Source organism: Agrobacterium sp. 5Ca50 (assembly GCF_055381905.1).
The window spans coordinates 2786016-2806390 of the sequence record NZ_AP026438.1 but is presented as its reverse complement, the minus strand read 5'-3'; the positions used below and the strand labels follow the sequence as shown (position 1 = coordinate 2806390).

At 56.1% G+C, this 20375-nt stretch carries 18 protein-coding genes; 15 read left to right on the top strand and 3 right to left on the bottom strand.

All coding sequences use genetic code 11. The features are described from left to right. Window positions 1–35: 35 nt before the first annotated feature. Both ACZ5FM_RS13580 and ACZ5FM_RS13575 read right to left on the bottom strand, forming a co-directional pair. A complete protein-coding gene (locus tag ACZ5FM_RS13580) occupies window positions 36–1472 on the bottom strand; it encodes an NAD-dependent succinate-semialdehyde dehydrogenase (RefSeq protein WP_259142324.1) in 1437 nt (478 codons plus the stop codon). Window positions 1473–1799: 327 nt separating this feature from the next. After that, window positions 1800–2987: an acyl-CoA dehydrogenase gene (locus ACZ5FM_RS13575; RefSeq protein ID WP_259142334.1), complete on the bottom strand. Its 1188-nt coding sequence runs from the start codon at window positions 2985–2987 to the stop codon at window positions 1800–1802. A gap of 96 nt (window positions 2988–3083) precedes the next feature. On the opposite strand from ACZ5FM_RS13575, the gene ACZ5FM_RS13570 reads away from it, so the two are divergent. The 8 genes from ACZ5FM_RS13570 (at window position 3084) to ACZ5FM_RS13535 (ending at window position 11664) form a co-directional block, all read left to right on the top strand. Beyond that, on the top strand, window positions 3084–3998 hold the full coding sequence (locus tag ACZ5FM_RS13570) for a LysR family transcriptional regulator (RefSeq protein WP_464038949.1): 915 nt from the start codon (window positions 3084–3086) through the stop codon (window positions 3996–3998). Window positions 3999–4118: 120 nt separating this feature from the next. Continuing rightward, the gene (locus ACZ5FM_RS13565; protein WP_250982308.1) at window positions 4119–5186 is read left to right on the top strand and encodes a LacI family DNA-binding transcriptional regulator; all 1068 of its coding nucleotides are present in this window, start codon (window positions 4119–4121) and stop codon (window positions 5184–5186) included. Further along, the gene (locus ACZ5FM_RS13560; RefSeq protein WP_464038948.1) at window positions 5183–6205 is read left to right on the top strand and encodes an ABC transporter substrate-binding protein; all 1023 of its coding nucleotides are present in this window, start codon (window positions 5183–5185) and stop codon (window positions 6203–6205) included. Before ACZ5FM_RS13565 ends, ACZ5FM_RS13560 begins: the two co-directional genes overlap by 4 nt. A 119-nt stretch (window positions 6206–6324) precedes the next feature. Beyond that, window positions 6325–7152 carry an ABC transporter permease gene (locus ACZ5FM_RS13555; RefSeq protein WP_464038947.1) on the top strand — a complete coding sequence of 276 codons (828 nt, stop codon included), beginning with the start codon at window positions 6325–6327 and terminating at the stop codon, window positions 7150–7152. Further along, window positions 7149–7928, top strand: coding sequence for an ABC transporter permease (locus ACZ5FM_RS13550; RefSeq protein ID WP_250982305.1), 780 nt, complete (start codon window positions 7149–7151; stop codon window positions 7926–7928). Before ACZ5FM_RS13555 ends, ACZ5FM_RS13550 begins: the two co-directional genes overlap by 4 nt. Further along, a complete protein-coding gene (locus tag ACZ5FM_RS13545) occupies window positions 7921–8943 on the top strand; it encodes an ABC transporter ATP-binding protein (RefSeq protein WP_464038946.1) in 1023 nt (340 codons plus the stop codon). Before ACZ5FM_RS13550 ends, ACZ5FM_RS13545 begins: the two co-directional genes overlap by 8 nt. 1 nt (window position 8944) lies before the next feature. Further along, complete coding sequence (locus tag ACZ5FM_RS13540; protein WP_464038945.1) at window positions 8945–9874, top strand: nucleoside hydrolase; 930 nt, start codon at window positions 8945–8947, stop codon at window positions 9872–9874. Continuing rightward, window positions 9871–11664 carry an adenine deaminase gene (locus tag ACZ5FM_RS13535; protein ID WP_464038944.1) on the top strand — a complete coding sequence of 598 codons (1794 nt, stop codon included), beginning with the start codon at window positions 9871–9873 and terminating at the stop codon, window positions 11662–11664. Before ACZ5FM_RS13540 ends, ACZ5FM_RS13535 begins: the two co-directional genes overlap by 4 nt. A 62-nt stretch (window positions 11665–11726) precedes the next feature. On the opposite strand, the gene ACZ5FM_RS13530 is transcribed toward ACZ5FM_RS13535, so the two are convergent. Further along, on the bottom strand, window positions 11727–12899 hold the full coding sequence (locus ACZ5FM_RS13530) for a M20 aminoacylase family protein (RefSeq protein ID WP_464038943.1): 1173 nt from the start codon (window positions 12897–12899) through the stop codon (window positions 11727–11729). Window positions 12900–13140: 241 nt separating this feature from the next. On the opposite strand from ACZ5FM_RS13530, the gene ACZ5FM_RS13525 reads away from it, so the two are divergent. The 7 genes from ACZ5FM_RS13525 (at window position 13141) to ACZ5FM_RS13495 (ending at window position 20353) form a co-directional block, all read left to right on the top strand. Further along, window positions 13141–13815, top strand: coding sequence for a phosphoribosyltransferase (locus ACZ5FM_RS13525; RefSeq protein ID WP_464038942.1), 675 nt, complete (start codon window positions 13141–13143; stop codon window positions 13813–13815). 212 nt (window positions 13816–14027) lie between these two features. Then, window positions 14028–15089 carry a dipeptidase gene (locus ACZ5FM_RS13520; RefSeq protein ID WP_464038941.1) on the top strand — a complete coding sequence of 354 codons (1062 nt, stop codon included), beginning with the start codon at window positions 14028–14030 and terminating at the stop codon, window positions 15087–15089. A 31-nt stretch (window positions 15090–15120) separates the two neighbouring features. Beyond that, complete coding sequence (locus ACZ5FM_RS13515) at window positions 15121–16761, top strand: ABC transporter substrate-binding protein (protein WP_312945818.1); 1641 nt, start codon at window positions 15121–15123, stop codon at window positions 16759–16761. 28 nt (window positions 16762–16789) lie between these two features. Next, a complete protein-coding gene (locus tag ACZ5FM_RS13510; RefSeq protein ID WP_405049369.1) occupies window positions 16790–17848 on the top strand; it encodes an ABC transporter permease in 1059 nt (352 codons plus the stop codon). Continuing rightward, complete coding sequence (locus ACZ5FM_RS13505) at window positions 17845–18777, top strand: ABC transporter permease (RefSeq protein ID WP_250982296.1); 933 nt, start codon at window positions 17845–17847, stop codon at window positions 18775–18777. Before ACZ5FM_RS13510 ends, ACZ5FM_RS13505 begins: the two co-directional genes overlap by 4 nt. Beyond that, on the top strand, window positions 18774–19607 hold the full coding sequence (locus tag ACZ5FM_RS13500) for an ABC transporter ATP-binding protein (RefSeq protein ID WP_259142391.1): 834 nt from the start codon (window positions 18774–18776) through the stop codon (window positions 19605–19607). Before ACZ5FM_RS13505 ends, ACZ5FM_RS13500 begins: the two co-directional genes overlap by 4 nt. Then, entirely contained in the window at window positions 19604–20353 is a 750-nt protein-coding gene (locus ACZ5FM_RS13495; protein WP_464038940.1) for an ABC transporter ATP-binding protein, read from the top strand. Before ACZ5FM_RS13500 ends, ACZ5FM_RS13495 begins: the two co-directional genes overlap by 4 nt. Window positions 20354–20375 lie beyond the last annotated feature (22 nt).

The following is a 20375-nucleotide window of genomic DNA, read 5'->3' as shown; positions in this document are numbered from 1 at the left end:
TGTGGCGCCGGGTTTCCTCGAAAAGCAGTGCTGTATCAGCTCATCTGGCTGATGAAGCGGGTTTCGAGATAAGCCTGTGTGGCTTCAGAGCCACCTTCCGTGCCGTAACCACTGTCCTTGATGCCACCAAACGGCACTTCCGGCAGGGCCAGACCATTGTGGTTGATGGTCAGCATGCCTGCTTCCACTTGGCGACCGAGGTCGTGGGCTGTCTTGGCAGAACCGGTGAAGGCGTAAGAGGCGAGACCGAAGGGCAAGCGGTTTGCTTCCGTCACTGCGTCCTCGAACTTCGAGAACTTGTTGATGATAGCGACCGGGCCGAACGGCTCGTCATTCATGATCTTGGCGTGGGTTGGTACATTGGCCAGAACCGTTGGCTCGAAGAAGTTGCCGCGGTTGCCGATGCGGTTGCCACCGGTCTTCAACTCGGCGCCATGCGAAACAGCATCGTTGATCAGTGCTTCGATGGCCGGAATGCGGCGTTCATTGGCCAGCGGGCCCATGGTGACATCGCTTTCAAGGCCATTGCCAACCTTGACGGCCTTGGCAGCTTCCACGAAGCCTTCAAGGAAACGATCGGCCACACCCTCCTGAACCAGGAAGCGGGTCGGGGAAACACAGACCTGACCGGCATTGCGATACTTCGACAGGGAGGTAACGGCAATTGCCTTTTCGATGTCCGCGTCATCAAAGATCATGACAGGTGCGTGGCCGCCCAGTTCCATGGTGGCGCGCTTCATGTGCTTGCCAGCCAGGGCGGCAAGGTGTTTGCCGATTGGTGTCGAGCCGGTAAACGAGATCTTGCGGATAACCGGATGCGGAATGAGGTATTCGGAAATTTCGGCAGGAACACCATAAACGAGGTTGATCACGCCAGCCGGAACACCGGCATCCGCAAAGGCACGGATCAGTTCAGCGGGTGATGCCGGGGTTTCCTCTGGCGCCTTGACGATGATCGAACATCCAGTGGACAGGGCAGCGGACAGTTTGCGGACGATCTGGTTGATCGGGAAGTTCCATGGTGTGAAGGCGGCAACCGGGCCAACCGGCAGCTTGATGGCAAGCTGCGAAACCCCAGTGGCGCGTGAGGGAATGACCTGACCGTAGGTTCTGCGGGCTTCTTCGGCAAACCAGTCGATTGTGTCGGCCGCGCCCACGACTTCCATGGCAGACTGTGCCAGAGGTTTGCCCTGTTCGCGGGTCATGATCCAGGCAATGTAATCCTTGCGTTCGCGCAGAATGTCGGCCGCGCGACGCATGATCTTGGAGCGATCATAGGGCGAAGTATCACGCCAGACCTTGAAACCTTCGTCCGCCGCGGCCAGTGCCAGATCGAGATCAGGCTTGGTGGCATGGGCGATCTTGCCAATGATTTCGTCGGTGGCGGGGTCGCTGACGGCAATCGTCTCACCGTTGATGGCATTGCGCCATTCGCCATTGATGAAAAGCTGGATGTCTGGATAAGTGTACATGTCAAACCTTTGTGATTTGGTGTGTATCAGCGCGCCAGGGGGGAGACCAATTCCAGGACTTGTCCGGTGGTTACAAAACCATAGACGTGAAACTGGCTGACAGCGCGTTGTAAAATCTTTGTGCCGTTATAGGATGGGAGACCGGACACCTGACATATTGGGTTTCGTCTGCTGCATTGCAATATGATTTGCGTTCAAATTTATTGAACTGAAACGTGGTTTTTGATGCTGATGGGCGCAATTGGTGCGTTTCAAACCATGTTCAGCAATGAAAAAAACCGGCACCTTCTTGGATGCCGGTTTTTTGCAGGTGATGGCTTTTAAGGATTAGAAGAATGCCTGAATGCCGGTCTGCGCACGTCCAAGGATCAGCGCATGCACGTCGTGGGTGCCCTCATAGGTGTTGACCGTTTCCAGGTTCTGCGCATGGCGCATGACATGGTATTCAATTTGAATGCCGTTGCCGCCGTGCATGTCACGGGCCTGGCGCGCCACATCCAGTGCCTTGCCGCAATTGTTGCGCTTGACGATGGAAATCATTTCCGGTGCCATCTTGTGCTCATCCATCAGGCGGCCAACCCGCAAGGAGGCTTGAAGGCCGAGGGTGATTTCCGTCTGCATGTCGGCCAGTTTCTTCTGGTAAAGCTGCATGCCAGCCAGCGGCTTGCCGAACTGTTTACGGTCAAGGCCATATTGGCGGGCGCGGACCCAGCAGTCTTCCGCTGCACCCAGCACGCCCCAGGAAATGCCGTAGCGGGCGCGGTTGAGGCAACCGAACGGGCCCTTGAGGCCGGAGACGTTTGGCAGTAGCGCGTCTTCGCCAACTTCAACGCCGTCCATGACGATTTCGCCTGTTATCGATGCGCGCAGGGACAGTTTTCCGCCGATTTTCGGAGCTGAAAGACCCCTCATGCCTTTTTCCAGTACGAAGCCACGGATTTCATTGTTGTGTGCTTCAGACTTTGCCCAGACCACAAAAACATCCGCGATCGGTGCGTTGGAAATCCAGGTCTTGGCGCCACGCAGACGGTAACCGCCTTCGATCTTTTCGGCGCGGGTTTTCATGCCGCCGGGATCGGAGCCTGCATCCGGTTCCGTCAGACCAAAGCAGCCGATCAGTTCGCCGGACACGAGGCCTGGCAGGTATTTGTCTTTTTGTTCTTCCGAGCCGTAGGCAAAGATCGGATAAATGACCAGCGAGGACTGCACGCTCATCATCGAACGATAGCCGCTGTCGATACGTTCGACTTCGCGTGCGACGAGACCATAGGCAACGTAACTTGCTTCTGCTGCGCCGTATTTCTCAGGCAAAGTCACACCCAGCAGGCCGGTCTGGCCCATCAGGCGGAACAATTCTGGCTCGGATGTCTCGGTGAGATAGGCTTCCTGAATGCGAGGCAGAAGTTCGGCTTCGGCAAATGCCGCCGCCGTATCGCGGATCATCCGCTCGTCTTCGGTCAGTTGGTCTTCGAGCAGGAAAGGGTCCTGCCAGTTGAATGCAACACGCTCGCTCACAATCACGTCTCCTGTTTGTAGGAGCGATAATTGGGCATTGTGCCGTCGCAAGCAAGCAATGTTTACTCATTTTCCTATTCCATATAGTAATGATCCATGACAACGCTCAGCCGCAAATTACTGCCGTCCTCCAGTGCACTTGCCGCCTTCGATTCCGTGGCGCGGCTTGGCAGTTTTTCATTGGCTGCCGATGAGTTGTCGCTCACGCAGGGTGCTATCAGCCGGCAGGTTATGTCGCTGGAAGAGCAGCTTGGTGTACGATTGTTTGAGCGTGGTGCACGCGGTGTTTCGCTGACAGCTGAAGGCCGCACTTATGCCAAGGCGATCGGTGCAGCTCTGGGTGAAATACGCGCTGCATCTCTACAGCTTATGACTAAAACGCATGGCAATGTTTTAAATTTGGCCATGTTGCCGACATTCGGTACACGTTGGCTGCTGCCGCGTATTCCCGATTTCGTCGACAGCCACCCCGAGATCACCATTAATTTTGCCACCCGTATCGGTCAGTTCGATTTCGAGAGGGAGGGCATCGATATGGCGATCCATATCGGGCAGCCGGACTGGCCAGCGGCAGAAAGCACGTTTCTGATGCCGGAAATGGTGGCACCGGTCTGCAGCCCTGCGTTTCTGGCAGATCATCCCATCAAATCCGCGCAAGATATTGCTGATTTTCCGCTATTGCATATGGCATCACGGCCTGGCGCCTGGGATCACTGGTTTCAGAGCTTGGGTATTGTCACGTCTCCCTCCAAAGGCATGCGTTTCGAACAGTTTTCAAGCGTTGCGCAGGCCTGTATTGCCGGCCTTGGTATTGCATTGATGCCATTGTTTCTGATCGAGGTGGAGTTGAAGGTCGGGCAGATCGTGCAGGCGTTTCCGCATCAGGTCAGAAGCCCCAGTTCCTATTACGCCGTCGCGCCGGTTTCGCGCAGCAACCATGTGCCGGTAAAGTTGTTCCGAGAGTGGCTGCTGGGGCAGGTCGAGCAATATCGAAAACAGGCCAATTTATAAATTTTTAGCGTCGTTTGAGGGCGTTACCGCGTTATCCCTTGTTTTTGAGGCGACGGGACTCGACTCGCAAATTCATCTCGATTATGCTGATTAAACGTTTAATCACTACGATTGATTGGTATGGCAACTCTGCGGCCCGGAACAAATCTGAGCGCGATCGCAACGGCATTGGGTGTGTCGGTTGCGACGGTGTCCAACGCGCTGTCGGGCAAGGGCCGTGTTTCTGCCGAATTGAGTGAAAAAATCCGCAAAACCGCTGATGAACTGGGTTATGTGCCAAGTTCTGCCGGGCGTGCACTTCGCACCGGCCGCAGCGGCGTTCTTGGGCTTGTTCTGCCCGACATTGCCAATCCCCTTTTCCCGCAAATTGCGCAGGCCATTGAACAGGCCGCTGGCAATGCTGGTTATGGCGTGCTGATTGCCGACTCCCGCGGCGAAATTTCCAAACAGACCGAAGCGATCAACCGGCTTATCGAGCGGGGCGTTGATGGCATGGTGATTGTTCCACGTCGTGGCACCCGCATTGCTGATGTGGATTTTCCGGTGGCTGTTATCGACAGCCCGTCGACACCGGGGAATACGGTCTCTGCCGACCACTGGGAAGGTGGCGCAACTCTTGGCAATTACCTTTCCGATCTCGGTCATCGCAAAATCCTGCTTGTCGGCAAAAACCCTGACTCCAACGTGCAGAATGACCGATTGGGTGGCATTCGCTCCGCCTTGCCAAATGGCTGCGTGACGGAGACATTGTGGATCGAACGGTTGGAACAGACGGCCGGCGGCGATTGCGGTCTCGGACTGGCGGAAAAGGTCCAGAACGGATTTACAGCATTTGCGGCTGTATCCGATCTGCATGCCCTGCGTATCCTGACGGAATTGCAGCGGGAAGGCATCAACGTGCCCGAGCAGGCCAGCGTTGCAGGATTTGATGATCTTATCTGGGGTCCTGTCGTCACGCCGCCATTGACCACAATGCGCATGGACATGGACCGTATTGCAGAAATTGCCGTGGCAGCACTCGTCAGCGTGATCGAAAACGAGGATGTGGCCGGAAAACAGATATCGGGAAATGTCACCTCGGAGGTGTCCAAGGTGCCGATGGAACTTGTCATTCGTGGTTCGGCAGGCCCGGTGACCAATCGTCTTATGAACGTCAAAAACTCTAGAGCTGGAGAACAAATAACATGAAAAAGATTCTTTTCGCGTCGGGCACAGCCTTGATGCTGACCATGGGTGCCGCACAGGCGCAGGACAAGACGCTGACTATCTCCGTCTACGCATTTGCCCAGGATGAGTTCAAGGAACTCGTCTACACACCATTCGAAGAAAAGTGTGGTTGCAAGCTGGTCGTTGAAACCGGCAACAGCGTTGAACGTCTTGCCAAGATGGAAGCCAACAAGGCAAATCCTGTCGTTGATCTCGCAATCGTTTCGATGGCTGACGCTCTTTCCGCCACACGCAAGGGCCTGACGCAGAAGATCGATGCCGCCAAGGTTCCGAACATCGAAAAGCTGTACGACATTGCCAAGGACCCGAATGGCGACGGCATGAGTGTTGGCGTCAACTTCTACGCCACATCCATCGTTTATCGCACCGACAAGATGAAGATCGATTCCTGGGCTGATCTTCTGAAGGATGACGTTGTTGATCACGTTGCTTTCCCGAACGTCACCACCAACCAGGGCCCGCCAGCGCTCTACATGCTCGGCAAGGCCATCGGCAAGGACACGCCGGACCTGAAGGGCGCTATCGAAGCGCTCGGTGAAAAGAAGGACGAGATCGTGACCTTCTACGTGAAGTCTTCGCAGCTCGTGCAGCTTATGCAGCAGGAAGAAATCTGGGCCGCACCGATCGGTCGGTTCTCCTGGGCGCCTTTCACCAAGCTTGACCTGCCACTGGCATGGGCAACGCCAAAGGAAGGCCAGACGGGCGGCATGAACGTTCTGATCCTGCCAAAGGATGGCAAGAACGAAGACCTGGCACTGCAGTTCATGGACTTCTGGCTGTCGACAGACGTTCAGAAGGCTCTGGCTGAAAAGCTGGTCGATAGCCCGACCAACAAGGAAGTCAAGGTTTCCGACGATGTTGCCAACAACATCACCTACGGCGAAGAAACCGCAAAGAGCCTGCAGCTCATTCCGTCTGCTGTCGCTCTCGACAACCGCGACGCATGGTTGTCCGAGTGGAACGCCAAGGTCGGCCAGTAATACAGATAGCCTCCCAAGGCTTGAGGAGTGCGGCTCGGGGTAACCCGACCGCACTCCGCTCTTTACGAGGTTTGATTGCGCTTTGCGGTGCACGGTGCACCGCTTGAAGGATGATTTGAATGTTTCAGAACCGGACTGAAGCTCTGGCGCTTGCTCTGCCGGCAGCGATTTTTGCAGCAGCGGTTTTTCTTGTGCCGGTGTTCATGTTGCTTTCGGAGGGTTTCCGCACTCCGCAAGGGTGGACATTGAGCGCCTATGTCGACTTTTTCTCCGAGCCGCTGAACCAGGCGGTGTTTCTGCGCACACTTAAGCTGGGTGCCATGGTAACGCTGGTCTCTGCGGTCATCGGTTATGTGGCGGCTTTTGCCATTGTCAGCTTGCCGCCTGGCTCCAAGGGTCACGCTGTCAATCTGGTCGTTTTGCCGCTGATGATTTCACCGGTTGCGCGTACCTATGCGTGGATCGTTATTCTTGGCCGCACCGGTATCGTCAATCAGGCGCTGATGTCGATCGGTTTGAGCGACGCGCCGATCCGTATCCTGTTCAGTGAAACGGCCGTGTTTATCGGTCTGTTGCAGCTTTTCCTGCCGTTGATGATCATTTCGCTGATCAGCGCGCTTGAAAACATGCCGAAGGACACGATTGCTGCCGCCCGCGTGCTGGGTGCCAACTGGTTCCAGGTGTTCTGGAAGGTCATTCTGCCGCTGACCAAAGAAGGTCTGGTGGTGGGTGGTACGCTGGTTTTCACCGGTTCGCTGACCGCCTACATCACGCCCGCCATCCTCGGCGGTTCCAAGGTGCTGATGCTTGAAACGCTCCTCTACCAGCAGGTTACGGTTTCGAACAATTTCGTATCTGCCAGCGTCATCGCCTTCATTCTCATCATCATGAGCTTTGCTGCCAACATCCTGCTCAAGCGACTGGCGACAGCGAGGAACAAGAAATGACCCAACGCCTTTTCATTCCCATTACGCTCCTGTTGGTGCTCGGCTTCCTTATCGGGCCGTTCCTGATCATTGTGGCGGCATCCTTCTCCGCCGGTGATACGCTGGCTTTTCCGCCGCAGGGTTTCTCCCTGAAATGGATCGCCAAGGTCTTTACTGTTGAGAGCTTCCGGGCAAGTTTTGCCATGTCGATGTTCCTGGCGATTGGCGGCACGTTTACGGCCCTGGTGCTCGGCATTCCCGCAGCTTACGCCATGTCGCGCTACAAGCTGCCGTTTGCCGAGACGGTCAGAACCATCGTTTCCGCGCCGATTATCGTGCCGGGCATCATCGTTGGTCTGGCGTTGCTGCGTTACTTTGTCGTGCCATTTGGCGTTGGCATTACGCTGGCTCTGTTTCTGGCGCATACGGCGCTCATCCTGCCGTATGCGGTGCGGGTGGTGTCTGCCAGCCTCAACAACCTGCGTTCGGACATTGAGGAAGCGGCTGTTCTGCTTGGCTCCTCGCGGCTTGGCGCTTTCTTCCGGGTGGTGTTGCCCAACATCCGTGGCGGCATCCTGTCCGCCTTCATTCTTGGTTTCGTAACGAGCTTCAATCAGGTGCCTGTGTCGCTGTTCCTATCCGGTCCAGGCGTGCGCACCCTGCCCATCGACATGCTGGGCTACATGGAAATTGTTTTCGATCCGTCCGTTGCCGCGCTTTCTTCGCTCTTGGCTTTCCTTTCCATCGGCATTGTTTTCCTTGCCGAACGTTTCCTGGGGTTCTCCCGTTATGTCTGACGCAAAATATCTCTCCCTTCAGAACCTCTCGCTGGCCTACGGCAATTCGATTGCCGTCAAGGATCTTAATCTGGACATCCGCAAGGGTGAATTGCTGGCTTTGCTTGGCCCGTCGGGCTGTGGCAAGACCACGACCATGCGCGCAGTTGCCGGCCTCATGCCGATTGCCGGTGGACGGATTGATCTTGATGGCGTCGACATTACCCGCGTATCTGCCAACAAGCGTGCGGTCGGTCTGGTTTTCCAGTCCTACGCGCTTTTCCCACACCTGACGGTGTTTGAGAATGTGGCCTTCGGCCTCAAGCTCAAGGGCATGACGGGCAAAAAATTGGAAGACAAGGTCAATTCCGGTCTGAAGTCGGTTGGCCTTTCCAACTTCGCATCGCGCAAGCCGGCAGAACTTTCCGGTGGTCAGCAGCAGCGTGTGGCATTGGCCCGTTCGATGGTGATGGAGCCGAAAGTGCTTTTGCTGGATGAGCCGCTGTCCAACCTCGATGCGCGTCTGCGTCTTGAAATGCGCACCGAACTTCAGCGTGTTCAGAAGGAAACTGGCGTAACGATGATCTTCGTTACCCACGACCAGATCGAAGCACTGGCGCTTGCTGACCGCATCGTCGTGATGAAGGGCGGTGCCATCGAGCAGATCGGCACGCCGGAGGAAATCTATAATGCTCCGGTATCCTCTTTCGTTGCAGACTTCGTCGGTTTTGAAAATGTCTTCTCGCTTGACAATGGCCAGTTGAAAACGCCGAACGGCAATGTGGCTCTTTCCGGCCAGATCCCTGCTGCTGCAGGACTGGCCTGGCGGCCGCGCATGGTAAACCTCGGTTCCGGTCCTTTCCGGGGTACCGTGCGCGGCACGTCCTTTGCCGGCAACACACGTGAATATCTTCTCGATACGCCGCTTGGTCCGATCAAGGCGGAAACGGATGCAGCACTGTCATCGCATGCGCTAGGCGACCAACTTGATTTTGACCTGCCGATTGAAAAAGCGGCACGTGTGAACGAGGTCTGATATGGGTGTCTGGATCGATACCGATATGGGTTTTGACGACATTGCCGCCGTTCTGGTGGTGATGCAGTCTGGCCTTAAAATCGACGGTGTGTCGCTGGTATTCGGCAATGCCCCGCTAAAGCAGGCCTGCCAGAATGCAGCCGGTGCAGTTGCCGCATTTGGCTGGGATTTTCCGATCCATAGTGGCCGCGAACTGCCGGTGCTCGGCCAGCTGGAAACTGCCGAGCGTATTCTCGGTGAAACGGGCATTCCGACGCTTGGCCGGACCCTGCCGGATGTTGGACCGTTGACCATTCCACGCGGCATGGCTTTTACTGCATTGTGTGACTGGCTGGAAAATGGTGAAGGGGAAAAGCGTATTCTTGCGCTCGGCCCGCTCACCAATATTGCAGCGCTCTGTCTCGCACGGCCTGATCTTGCCGAGCGAATTATCGACCTGACGTGGATGGGCGGCGGCGTTACCGCTGGCAATCACACGGCATCTGCCGAGTTCAATGCCTTCGCGGACCCCGAAGCCCTGTCGATTGTCATTTCCAGTCGGCTGCCATTCCACATGGTGGACCTCGACCTTTGCCGTAAGGTCACCGCGAGCCCTGAGGATGTTGATCCGGTGCGCAACGCCGGTGGGCGCAACGCGGAGATGATTGCCGATTTCCTGGGTGGTTTCATTCGTATCGCAACCAGCCGTGGTCGCTCCTCGATGGCGCTTTATGATCCGGTTGCTGCCGTGGCGTTTTGTTATCCTGAGCTTGTGACATGGCAAAAGGCGCGTATTGACGTTGAGCTGCAAGGCACGTTCACGCGTGGACGTACGGTTCTCGAAGCGCGGCCCGGTCGTGCAGTGTTCAACGCCCGTTACGGTGCGGAGGTCAATGCTGAACGTGCCCGCGACATCATTCTGAAAACCCTCTTTGTGGAGGGGGCGCGATGATGTCGGATTATCCGCAGCATGAGCCTGACGATCTGAACGTCGAAGCTCTGCGAAGCCGTGCGGTGGCGGCGGCCCGTGGTGACATGCCGTTTGATATTCTTATCAAGGGCGGCACACTCGTTGATATGGTGACGGAAGAGCTTCGGCCTGCCGATATCGGTCTCGTTGGTCCGCTGATTGCCAGTGTGCATGAGGCTGGCAGCCGGTCGGATGCCGAGCGGGTAATCGATGCCAGCGGTGCCTTCATCGCGCCGGGCCTGATCGACACGCATATGCATATCGAAAGCTCCATGGTGACGCCGTCGGTTTATGCCGGTGCCGTTCTTAGTCGAGGCGTGACCAGCATCGTCTGGGATCCACATGAATTCGGCAATGTGCATGGTGTCGATGGCGTGCGTTGGGCTGTTGAAGCGGTCAAAGGCCTCAATCTCAGAACCATCGTGCTTGCACCATCCTGCGTGCCATCCGCTCCGGGTCTGGAGCAGGCCGGTGCGGATTTCGACGCCGGTGTTCTGTCGGAACTGTTGCTCTGGCCGGAAATTGGTGGCGTTGCGGAAATGATGAACATGCGCGGTGTCATCGATGGCGACCCGCGTATGAGCACCATCATGCAGGAAGGTCTTGCCAGCGAAAAGCTGATCTGCGGCCATGCGCGCGGTCTTGCCGGTGCTGACCTCAATGCCTTCATGACGGCTGGCGTAACCTCCGACCACGAGCTTACCTCTGCCGAAGATCTGATGTCCAAGCTGCAAGCCGGTCTGACGATTGAGCTTCGCGGTTCGCATGATCACTTGCTGCCGGAATTTGTCGAAGCGTTGAACAAGCTGCGCCACCTGCCGCAAACCCTGACACTGTGCACCGACGACGTGTTTCCCGATGATCTGCTCAATGGTGGTGGACTGGATGACGTTGTGCGGCGGCTGGTTCGCTACGGTCTGCCAGCAGTCTGGGCGCTGAAGGCCGCGACATTGAACGCAGCCATGCGGCTTGGTCGCTCTGACCTTGGTCTGATCGCCGCCGGAAGACGCGCTGATCTGGTGCTGTTTGAGGACCTGCAAAACTTTAGGGCGCGCCACGTTTTTGCAGGCGGTGTACCCGTTGCCGAAAATGGTGTGATGTCTGTGGCTCTGTCGGCTGCCGATAGCAAACCGCTGCTTGGCTCCGTGCATGTCGAAGAACTGTCGGCCGATGATTTCCGGGTGAAATCTGCCGGCAACAGAGTTCGTCTTGCAACGATTGATCGGCCGCGCTTTACCCAGTGGGGTGAAACGGAAGCCGACGTCGTTGATGGTTTTGTCGTGCCGCCACAGGGAACAACCATGATTTCGGTTGTTCATCGCCACGGCAAGGCGACTGCCAAACCACGCACCGGTTTCCTCGGTGGGTGGGGAGAGTGGGACGGGGCATTTGCCACCACAGTTGCCCATGACAGCCACAACCTCACGGTGTTTGGCGGCAATGTCGACGACATGGCGCTGGCTGCCAATGCGGTCATCAAGGCGGGCGGCGGCATGGCCGTTGCGTCGAAGGGTAAAGTGACGGCGCTGCTGCCGTTGCCATTGTCAGGATTGGTGTCTGAGGCGCCACTTGCCGAGGTATCTTCTGCCTTTGAACAGGTTCGCGAAGCTGTGGGCAATGTCGTTGAGTGGCAACCGCCTTATCTGGTGTTCAAGGCCTGCTTTGGTGCAACGCTTGCCTGCAATGTTGGTCCACATCAGACCGATATGGGCATTGCTGATGTCGTCACCGGGAAGGTCATGACAAGCCCAGTTCTGGCCGTTGTCGGCTAAGATATCAAACTCGTCACCCCCCTCGCTTGAGGCGGGGGTGACGTCTGTTGACAGTGAAGTTTTCACTCGGCCAGCAATTCCTGCTCGACCAATGTCGACCAGAAGGCCACGCCTGAGGCGATGGCGTCATCGTTAAAGTCATAGGATGTGTTGTGGTGCAGCGCGCCGTCCACGGCTGGACCATTGCCCAGCCAGACATAGCAGCCGGGCACCTTGCCAGAGAAGAACGAGAAATCATCGCCGGCCGTTGACGGCGGGAAGCTGGTTTGTGTTTTTTGCCCAAACACAGTTTGCGCTGCCGACAAAGCCCGCTTTGTTGCGTCTGCATCGTTCACGACAGGTGGAATGCGGCGTTCAAATTCATAGGAAACCTCAATGCCGAACATGGCGGCGGTGCCATGTGCGAGGCGACCCATTTCTTCCTCAAGCTGGTCTCGCACATGCGGTGTATACGCACGGGCAGTTCCGCCGATTTCAACGATATCCGGAATGACATTCAGAGCCTTTGGATTGCCAGCCTGCACGGAGCATGCGCTAACGACAGCTGGCTGTAGCGGGTCAACCACCCGGCCGACAATGCTTTGCAGGGAGGCCAGAAACGTTCCGGCTGCCGTCACCGGGTCGCGGCCCAGATGCGGTTTTGCACCATGGGTACCAACGCCTTTGAAAGTGATGCGCCAGCTGTCGGACGAGGCAAGTTGCGGGCCTTCGACCACAGCCATTTCATCGGTTGCCAGTCCCGGCATATTGTGCAGGCCGTAGACTGCATCGCATGGAAACAGATCAAAGAAACCGTCTTCCAGCATTTTGCGCGCACCGCCACGACCTTCTTCGGCTGGCTGGAAAATGAAATGGACTGTGCCTGAAAAATTGCGGGTTTCGGCGAGATAACGTGCAGCACCCAACAGCATGGTGGTGTGTCCATCATGGCCGCAGGCATGCATTTTTCCGGCGACGGTCGACTTGTACGGCCGCTCTGCCACTTCCGGCATGGCAAGCGCATCCATGTCGGCACGCAGGCCGATTGTTCTGGTGCCGTTGCCAATCTGCAGCGTGCCGACAACGCCGGTCTTGCCCAAGCCGCGATGGATTTTTACGCCTGCTTCTTCCAGCAGTTTTGCAACGATATCGCTGGTGCGCTCTTCTTCAAAACCAAGCTCGGGGTGGGCATGCAAGTCCCGGCGCAGTGCAGTCAGAAACGGCACGTCTTTTGATATTCTGTCCTGCATGGGCATTGCGGTATTCCTGCTGGTAAATGGAACCGGAAACAAGCGGCGGTTCCTGTCTTTCGAAATGTCCGCCAAGCTTATAGTCCGTAGCGGCTGGAAACAAATCAGAATTGGTTCCGCGGCGCTAATTATCTGAAAACCGCGTACACTTTTTGATCTGATGCTTTATAAGCGCGGCAATCAGTGAAATGAACAGCAACCTCTGAATTGACTGACCTTTTCCCGCACTCAGAGCAAGGTACCCGATATGCTCCCTCACGAATTCTGGCAGGAAATCCACGCAGCCGGCAGTTTTGATGTTTCCGGTCCCCATGACGGATTTTATCCGGCAAGTCTTGAAGATGGTCGGCAGATTTGCCTGCCAATTCGTCCGCTTGCCGATGGCCAGCATGCGCTTGCGTCGCTGATCGTCAATCAGGCCAGTTTTGCGGTGCTGGATGCGCTGGCGGAAAACCTTGCCGCGAAGCTTAGAACCTATGATCCCGATGTGATTGTTGGTTTGCCGACACTGGGACTGACCCTTGCCTCGGAAGTTGCCCGCAAGCTCGGCCACACACGGTATGTGCCGCTCGGGACATCGCGCAAGTTCTGGTACCTGGATGAATTGTCGGTGCCGCTGTCCTCCATCACCACACCGGACCAGCAGAAACGCCTCTATATAGACCCGCGCATGTTGCCTTTGATGGAGGGGAAAAGAATAGCGCTTGTTGATGATGTGATCTCCAGCGGAACATCGATTATTGCCGGTTTGTCGCTGCTTGCAGCGCGTGGATTGGCTCCTGTGGTGATTGGGGCGGCCATGCTGCAATCCGACCGTTGGCGTGACCGGGTTTCCGCCTCGGATCCGGATTGGCAGGCAAAGGTCTGTGGCGTGTTTCACACGCCTGTTCTTGGCAAAACGCAAGGCGGTTGGATGGCTTAACTTTACCCCTCTGAGGAACTGGTGAAAAAAGCGTCGTGATGAAAAATCCGGCTTGCACTCTTTGAGGATATGTTCTTAGCTTTGAATACGACAGATATTCGAGCCTTTGGAGGTTGCCTCCGATAAAGGCTGCTCGCGCGGTGACATTCCGGCATCTGCCAGACAAAACGGCCATTATGGCTGCCCGCCCAAACCGTATCGGACATTCCTGCATGCAATTGATTTTTGATGGTCACAATGATGTTTTGCTTCGCTTGTGGCACAACAGCAAAACCGGCGCGGATCCCGTTGCCGAGTTTATGAAAGGCACCAAAGAGGGGCACATGGATGCGCCTCGCTGCAAGGCAGGTGGTGTGGCTGGTGGGCTTTGTGCCATCTATATTCCCTCGGGTGATCTGGTTCTGAAAGAGCCGGATGAAAACGGTCACTACGAGACGCCTTTGGCTGCACCGCTGGAGCGGTCCCCCTCTCTCGATATTGCGCTTGAGAAAGCAGCGATTGCCCTGAAGCTCGACCAGGCCGGTGCCTGGAGACTGTGCCGCAGCACCGCCGACATTCGCAAAGCGATGGCGGATGGCGTGTTTGCTGCTGTCATGCATATGGAAGGCTGCGAGGCGATCGGGGCTGATCTCGATGCGCTGGAGGTGTTTTATGCGGCGGGCCTGCGCTCTCTCGGTCCGGTTTGGAGCCGCCACAACATTTTCGGCCATGGTGTTCCATTCGCCTATCCAATGACGACGGATACCGGACCTGGCTTGACCGATGCCGGTTTTGAACTGGTGCGTGCGTGCAACCGCTTGGGTATTCTGATCGATCTTTCGCACATCACCGAAAAAGGCTTCTGGGATGTGGCAAAGACCAGTGACCAGCCATTGATTGCCAGTCACTCCAATGCGCATGCATTGACGCCGGTCGCCCGCAACCTGACCGACAAGCAGATGGATGCAATCAAGGAAAGCAAGGGACTTGCAGGCCTCAATTATGCCGTGACCATGCTGCGTGCCGACGGTCGCAATGACGGCAACACGCCAGTTGCCGACATGATCCGCCATATCGATTACATGGTGGAGCGCATGGGAATTGATTGTGTGGCGCTTGGTTCGGATTTCGACGGTGCAACTATTCCGGCAGAAATTTCCGATGCGAGTGGCAATCATATTCTGGTTGCCGCGCTTCAAAACGCGGGATACGGTGAAGAAGATATAGCTAAAATATGCCGGGAAAACTGGCTGAGGGTTCTGGCTCAAGCGTGGCATGAGCCAGTGAAAGGTTGAGTGCAGTCGTACTCACAGAAAAGGGGAAACTATGATTAAGTCGTTCAATAAAAACATGCGTATTCTCAGCACCAGTGCTGTGCTCGCCCTGTCGGTTGCATTTGCACCGCAGGTGTTTGCTGCAACACCGGCGGACACGCTGGTCGAAGGGTTCGCAATCGACGACATTATTTCGCTCGATCCGGGTGAGGCATTCGAGCTGTCGGCTGCGGAAGTGACCGGTAACACCTACAGCAAGCTGGTCACCATCAATATTGACGATACGTCCAAGGTTATTGGCGATCTGGCTGAGAGCTGGACGATCTCTGACGATGGCATGACCTATACGTTCAAGCTGAAGTCGGGTCTGAAGTTTGCTTCCGGCAATCCGATTACGGCTGCCGACGTTGCGTTCTCGTTTGAGCGTGCAGTCAAGCTTGATAAATCCCCTGCATTCCTGCTGACGCAGTTCGGCCTGACTGGCGATAACGTCACTGAAAAGGCGAAGGCTTCAGACGATGCAACCTTTGTTCTGACCGTCGACAAGGCCTATGCACCGAGCTTCGTTCTCAACGTGCTGACCTCTACTGTTGCGTCCGTTATCGACAAAAAGCTGATCGAGGAAAAGGCAAAGGCCGTTACCCCGACTGACGACTACAAATATGAAACAGATTTCGGCAACGAATTCCTGAAGACCGGTTACGCCGGTTCCGGCCCGTACAAGATCCTTGGCTGGAAGGCTAACGAAGCGGTTATTCTGGAAGCCAACACCAACTATTACGGTGAAGCACCAAAGCTGAAGCGTGTCGTTTACCGTCACATGAAGGAAAGCTCGGGCCAGCGTCTGGCGCTGGAAAATGGTGACATCGACGTTGCCCGTAACCTTGAGCCAGGCGACATGGAAGCCGTTTCCAAGAAGGAAGGCCTCTCGGTTACCTCAGCACCAAAGGGCACCGTCTATTACTTCAGCCTCAACCAGAAAAACGAGAACCTGAAGAAGCCTGAAGTTATCGAGGCCTTCAAATACCTCGTTGATTACGACGCCATTGGCGAAACCCTGATTAAGGGCATCGGCGAAATCCACCAAACATTCCTGCCAAAGGGCCAGTTGGGTGCACTCGACGAGAACCCATACAAGCTGGACGTTGCCAAGGCCAAGGAACTGCTGGCAAAGGCCGGTCTTGCTGATGGCTTCACTGTCACCATGGATGTTCGCAACACGCAGCCGGTGACCGGCATTGCCGAAAGCGTACAGCAGACACTTGCGCAGGCTGGTATCAAGCTGGAAATCATTCCAGGTGACGGCAAGCAGACACTGACCAAGTATCGTGCACGCACGCATGACATTTATATCGGCCAGTGGGGCTCTGACTATTTCGACCCGAACTCCAATGCTGAAACCTTCACCATCAACTATGACAACTCCGACGAAGGCAAGAACAAGACACTTGCCTGGCGCAACGCCTGGGACGTGCCTGAGTTGACGAAGGAAACACAGTCTGCGCTTCTGGAAAAAGACAATGCCAAGCGTGCGGCGATTTACGAAGACCTGCAGAAGAAGGTTCTCGAAAGCGGTCCGTTTGTCGTGATTTTCCAGCAGACAGAAGTTGCCGGTTATTCCGCCAAACTGAAGGGTTTCAAGCTTGGTCCGAGCTTTGATACCAACTTCGTTTTCCCGATCTCCAAGGATTGATCCGTAAGGGATCACGCTTTTGAGCATCGTGGATTCAAAACCAAAGGCAAGGCGCGGCAAAAGCCGCGCCAACGCACGCCTTAAAGCCGTTCTCGGCTTCGCCCTTACCGTCATCACGACCTTCTTGGGTCTGTTGGCCGTAACCTTCTTTATCGGTCGTGTTGTGCCTATCGATCCGGCTTTGGCCATCGTGGGAGACCGTGCACCGGCGCATGTTGTGGAACGGGTGCGTGAGCAACTCGGTCTCAATCTGCCTTTGTGGCATCAATTCATCATTTACATCCGGCAGGCACTGTCGGGTGATTTCGGCATTTCCGTTCTCACGACCAACCCGGTCATGCAGGACATCAAGCGCGTTTTCCCCGCCACCATGGAGCTTGCCACGATTGGTACGCTGATCGGTGCGGTGTTCGGTATTCCGCTTGGTGTATTGGCGGCTGTCAAACGTGGCAGCTTTATCGACCAGATCGTTCGCATCATTGGACTTGTTGGTTATTCTGTGCCGATCTTCTGGCTCGGACTTCTGGCTCTTCTGGTATTTTATGCGCAGCTGAACTGGGTAGCCTATCCCGGGCGTATTGATATCGTTTACGAATTTACGTTTACGCCCATTACCGGCTTTTATCTGTTCGATGCCGCATGGCAGGGGCAATGGGATGTTTTGTGGGACCTGTTCCGTCACATCATTCTGCCGTCCGGTCTGCTCGGCTATTTCTCTCTTGCCTATATCAGCCGCATGACGCGCAGCTTCATGCTGAATGAACTGGCACAGGAATATGTCGTGGCAGCTCGCGCCAAAGGTCTTTCCGAGGCCCGCATCATCTGGTTCCACGCACTGCGCAATGCTGCCGTGCCGCTGATGACAGTGATTGCACTGTCCTATGCCGGATTGCTGGAAGGCTCGGTGCTGACGGAAACAATCTTCGCATGGCCCGGTCTTGGGCTGTATATTACCAATTCGCTTCAGAATGCGGACATGAATGCCGTGCTGGGTGGTACCATCGTTGTGGGTGCCGTCTTCGTCGGTATCAACCTGTTGTCCGACCTGCTGTACCGCACACTCGATCCGAGGACGCGCAGCCGATGAATACACTGACTACATCACTTAAACCCTATAGCCGTGAATGGCTGCTGTCGGACCGTCCAACCTCGCGCAAGCAGGCACGGCTTGGTCGTGCCTACATTATCTGGCGCCGGTTTTCTGAAAATCGGCTGGCGCTTGCTGGTCTCGGTATTATTCTGGCTCTTATTTTGGTGGCCATTTTTGCGGATGTGCTGGCGCCGCACTCACCGGTACAGGGCGATTTGCGCAATGCGCGCCTTATGCCACCGGGAACGGCAGGGTACTGGCTTGGCACTGACGATCAGGGACGCGATATCCTGTCGCGTCTTATCCACGGTTCGCGGCTAACGCTGTTTGTCGTTGGACTGGTGGCGATCATTGCAGCACCTGTCGGACTGATCATCGGTACGGTTTCCGGTTATGCCGGTGGCTGGGTCGATGCGGTTCTGATGCGCATTACCGATATCTTTCTGGCATTTCCAAAGTTGGTTCTGGCGCTTGCGCTGGTTGCGGCTCTCGGACCAGGTATTGAAAATGCGGTCTTGGCGATTGCGCTGACCTCATGGCCTCCCTACGCGCGTATTGCCCGTGCAGAGACCATGACCTTCCGCAATTCGGACTTCATTGCTGCTGTGCAGTTGATGGGTGCCTCACCGCTTCGCATCGTGCTGAAACACGTCATGCCATTGTGCATGTCGTCGCTGATCGTGCGTGTGACGCTGGATATGGCTGGCATCATCCTGACGGCTGCCGGTCTTGGTTTTCTCGGCCTTGGCGCACAGCCGCCGCTGCCTGAATGGGGTGCGATGATCGCGTCCGGGCGTCGTTTCATCCTTGACCAGTGGTGGGTTGCCGCCATGCCGGGTATCGCCATTCTCGTCGTCAGCCTTGGCTTCAACCTGCTGGGTGATGGTTTGCGTGATGCGCTTGACCCGAAGGAGGCTGGACAATGACGCCGCTTCTGACGGTTGAAAACCTGCGCGTGACCTTCCCGACACGAACGGGTGAGGTGCAAGCGGTGCGCGGCGTGTCGTTTACGCTTGGCAAGGAACGTCTTGGTATCGTGGGTGAATCCGGTTCCGGAAAATCGCAGACGGGCAGGGCCATTATGGGCCTGACACCGGGACACGCGAAAATCGAGGCAGACCGTCTCGAATTTGCGGGCGAGGATTTGCTTGGGATGTCTGCCGGCAGAAGGCGGGCGCTGCGTGGCAAGCGTGTTGCTATGATCCTGCAGGACCCGAAATATTCGCTCAATCCTGTCATGACGATTGGTCGCCAGATTGTCGAAACGCTGAAAACGCATGAGCGCATCGGATCTTCCGAGGCACGCAAGCGGGCTTTGGACATGCTGGAAGCGGTACAGATCCGTGACCCGGAACGTGTGTTCAATCTTTATCCGCATGAAGTCTCAGGCGGCATGGGCCAGCGCGTCATGATTGCCATGATGCTGGTCTGCGGGCCAGAACTGCTGATTGCCGATGAACCGACGTCTGCGCTCGATGTGACGGTGCAGTTGGAGGTGCTTGGCATTCTCGACAAGCTTGTGACCGAGCGTGGCATGGGGCTGATTTTTGTGTCCCATGATTTGCGACTGGTGTCATCCTTCTGTGACCGGGTTATCGTGATGTATGCAGGGCGGGTGGTTGAAGAACTGCCTTCCGCAGACCTTGCCTCGGCCAAGCACCCCTACACACAGGGGCTTTTGAAATGTCTTCCGCAGATCGGTGATGATCGTCATCCCCTGCCGGTTCTGGAACGCAAACCGGAGTGGGCGCTATGACGGCTGTACTTTCTGTTCGTGACATGGTTGTCGCCTTTGATGATTTCGTGGCGCTTGATCAGGTCAGTGTTGATGTGGCGCAGGGCGAATCCTTCGGCATCGTGGGTGAATCTGGCTCTGGTAAATCCACGCTGCTGCGTGCGATTGCCGGGCTTGCCTCTTTTGAGGAGGGCAGCCTTTCGGTTGCCGGACGCTCCTATAAAGGCAAAAAGCGCGACAAGAGCTTTTACCGCGACGTGCAGATGGTGTTTCAGGATCCCTATGGTTCCCTGCATCCGCGCCAGACGGTGGATGCCCTGCTGTTGGAGCCGCTTGTCATTCACGGCATGGATAATCGCGAGCAGCGTATATCGCGTGCGCTCGATGAGGTTGGTCTCGGTGCGGGTTTCCGCTTCCGTTATTCGCATCAGCTCTCCGGTGGCCAGCGTCAACGTATTGCCATTGCCCGTGCGTTGATCGTAGAGCCAAAAATCCTGCTGCTGGATGAGCCGACGTCTGCTCTCGATGCTTCCATTCAGGCTGAAATCCTCAACCTGTTGGAGGCGGCACGCAAGAAGCGCAAGCTGACCTTCGTCATGGTCAGCCACGACCTTGGCGTCATAAGCCATATGTGTGAACGCCTGGCGGTGATGAAAAGCGGCAAGGTTGTGGAGATGCTGGCTGCAAAGGCACTGGAAACCCGCGAGTTTTCTGCCGATTACACACACAAGCTGCTTGTTGCGAGCGAGGGTTTCCGCCGTAACTGAGCAAGACGTCTGTCTCGCGATC

Excerpts from the sequence above, each read along its gene's own strand:
- ACZ5FM_RS13580 (WP_259142324.1), bottom strand. The coding sequence starts at position 1,472 with ATGTACACTTATCCAGACATCCAGCTTTTCATCAATGGCGAATGGCGC.
- ACZ5FM_RS13570 (WP_464038949.1), top strand. The coding sequence starts at position 3,084 with ATGACAACGCTCAGCCGCAAATTACTGCCGTCCTCCAGTGCACTTGCC.
- ACZ5FM_RS13565 (WP_250982308.1), top strand. The coding sequence starts at position 4,119 with ATGGCAACTCTGCGGCCCGGAACAAATCTGAGCGCGATCGCAACGGCA.
- ACZ5FM_RS13560 (WP_464038948.1), top strand. The coding sequence starts at position 5,183 with ATGAAAAAGATTCTTTTCGCGTCGGGCACAGCCTTGATGCTGACCATG.
- ACZ5FM_RS13555 (WP_464038947.1), top strand. The coding sequence starts at position 6,325 with ATGTTTCAGAACCGGACTGAAGCTCTGGCGCTTGCTCTGCCGGCAGCG.
- ACZ5FM_RS13550 (WP_250982305.1), top strand. The coding sequence starts at position 7,149 with ATGACCCAACGCCTTTTCATTCCCATTACGCTCCTGTTGGTGCTCGGC.
- ACZ5FM_RS13545 (WP_464038946.1), top strand. The coding sequence starts at position 7,921 with ATGTCTGACGCAAAATATCTCTCCCTTCAGAACCTCTCGCTGGCCTAC.
- ACZ5FM_RS13540 (WP_464038945.1), top strand. The coding sequence starts at position 8,945 with ATGGGTGTCTGGATCGATACCGATATGGGTTTTGACGACATTGCCGCC.
- ACZ5FM_RS13535 (WP_464038944.1), top strand. The coding sequence starts at position 9,871 with ATGATGTCGGATTATCCGCAGCATGAGCCTGACGATCTGAACGTCGAA.
- ACZ5FM_RS13530 (WP_464038943.1), bottom strand. The coding sequence starts at position 12,899 with ATGCCCATGCAGGACAGAATATCAAAAGACGTGCCGTTTCTGACTGCA.
- ACZ5FM_RS13525 (WP_464038942.1), top strand. The coding sequence starts at position 13,141 with ATGCTCCCTCACGAATTCTGGCAGGAAATCCACGCAGCCGGCAGTTTT.
- ACZ5FM_RS13520 (WP_464038941.1), top strand. The coding sequence starts at position 14,028 with ATGCAATTGATTTTTGATGGTCACAATGATGTTTTGCTTCGCTTGTGG.
- ACZ5FM_RS13515 (WP_312945818.1), top strand. The coding sequence starts at position 15,121 with ATGATTAAGTCGTTCAATAAAAACATGCGTATTCTCAGCACCAGTGCT.
- ACZ5FM_RS13505 (WP_250982296.1), top strand. The coding sequence starts at position 17,845 with ATGAATACACTGACTACATCACTTAAACCCTATAGCCGTGAATGGCTG.
- ACZ5FM_RS13500 (WP_259142391.1), top strand. The coding sequence starts at position 18,774 with ATGACGCCGCTTCTGACGGTTGAAAACCTGCGCGTGACCTTCCCGACA.
- ACZ5FM_RS13495 (WP_464038940.1), top strand. The coding sequence starts at position 19,604 with ATGACGGCTGTACTTTCTGTTCGTGACATGGTTGTCGCCTTTGATGAT.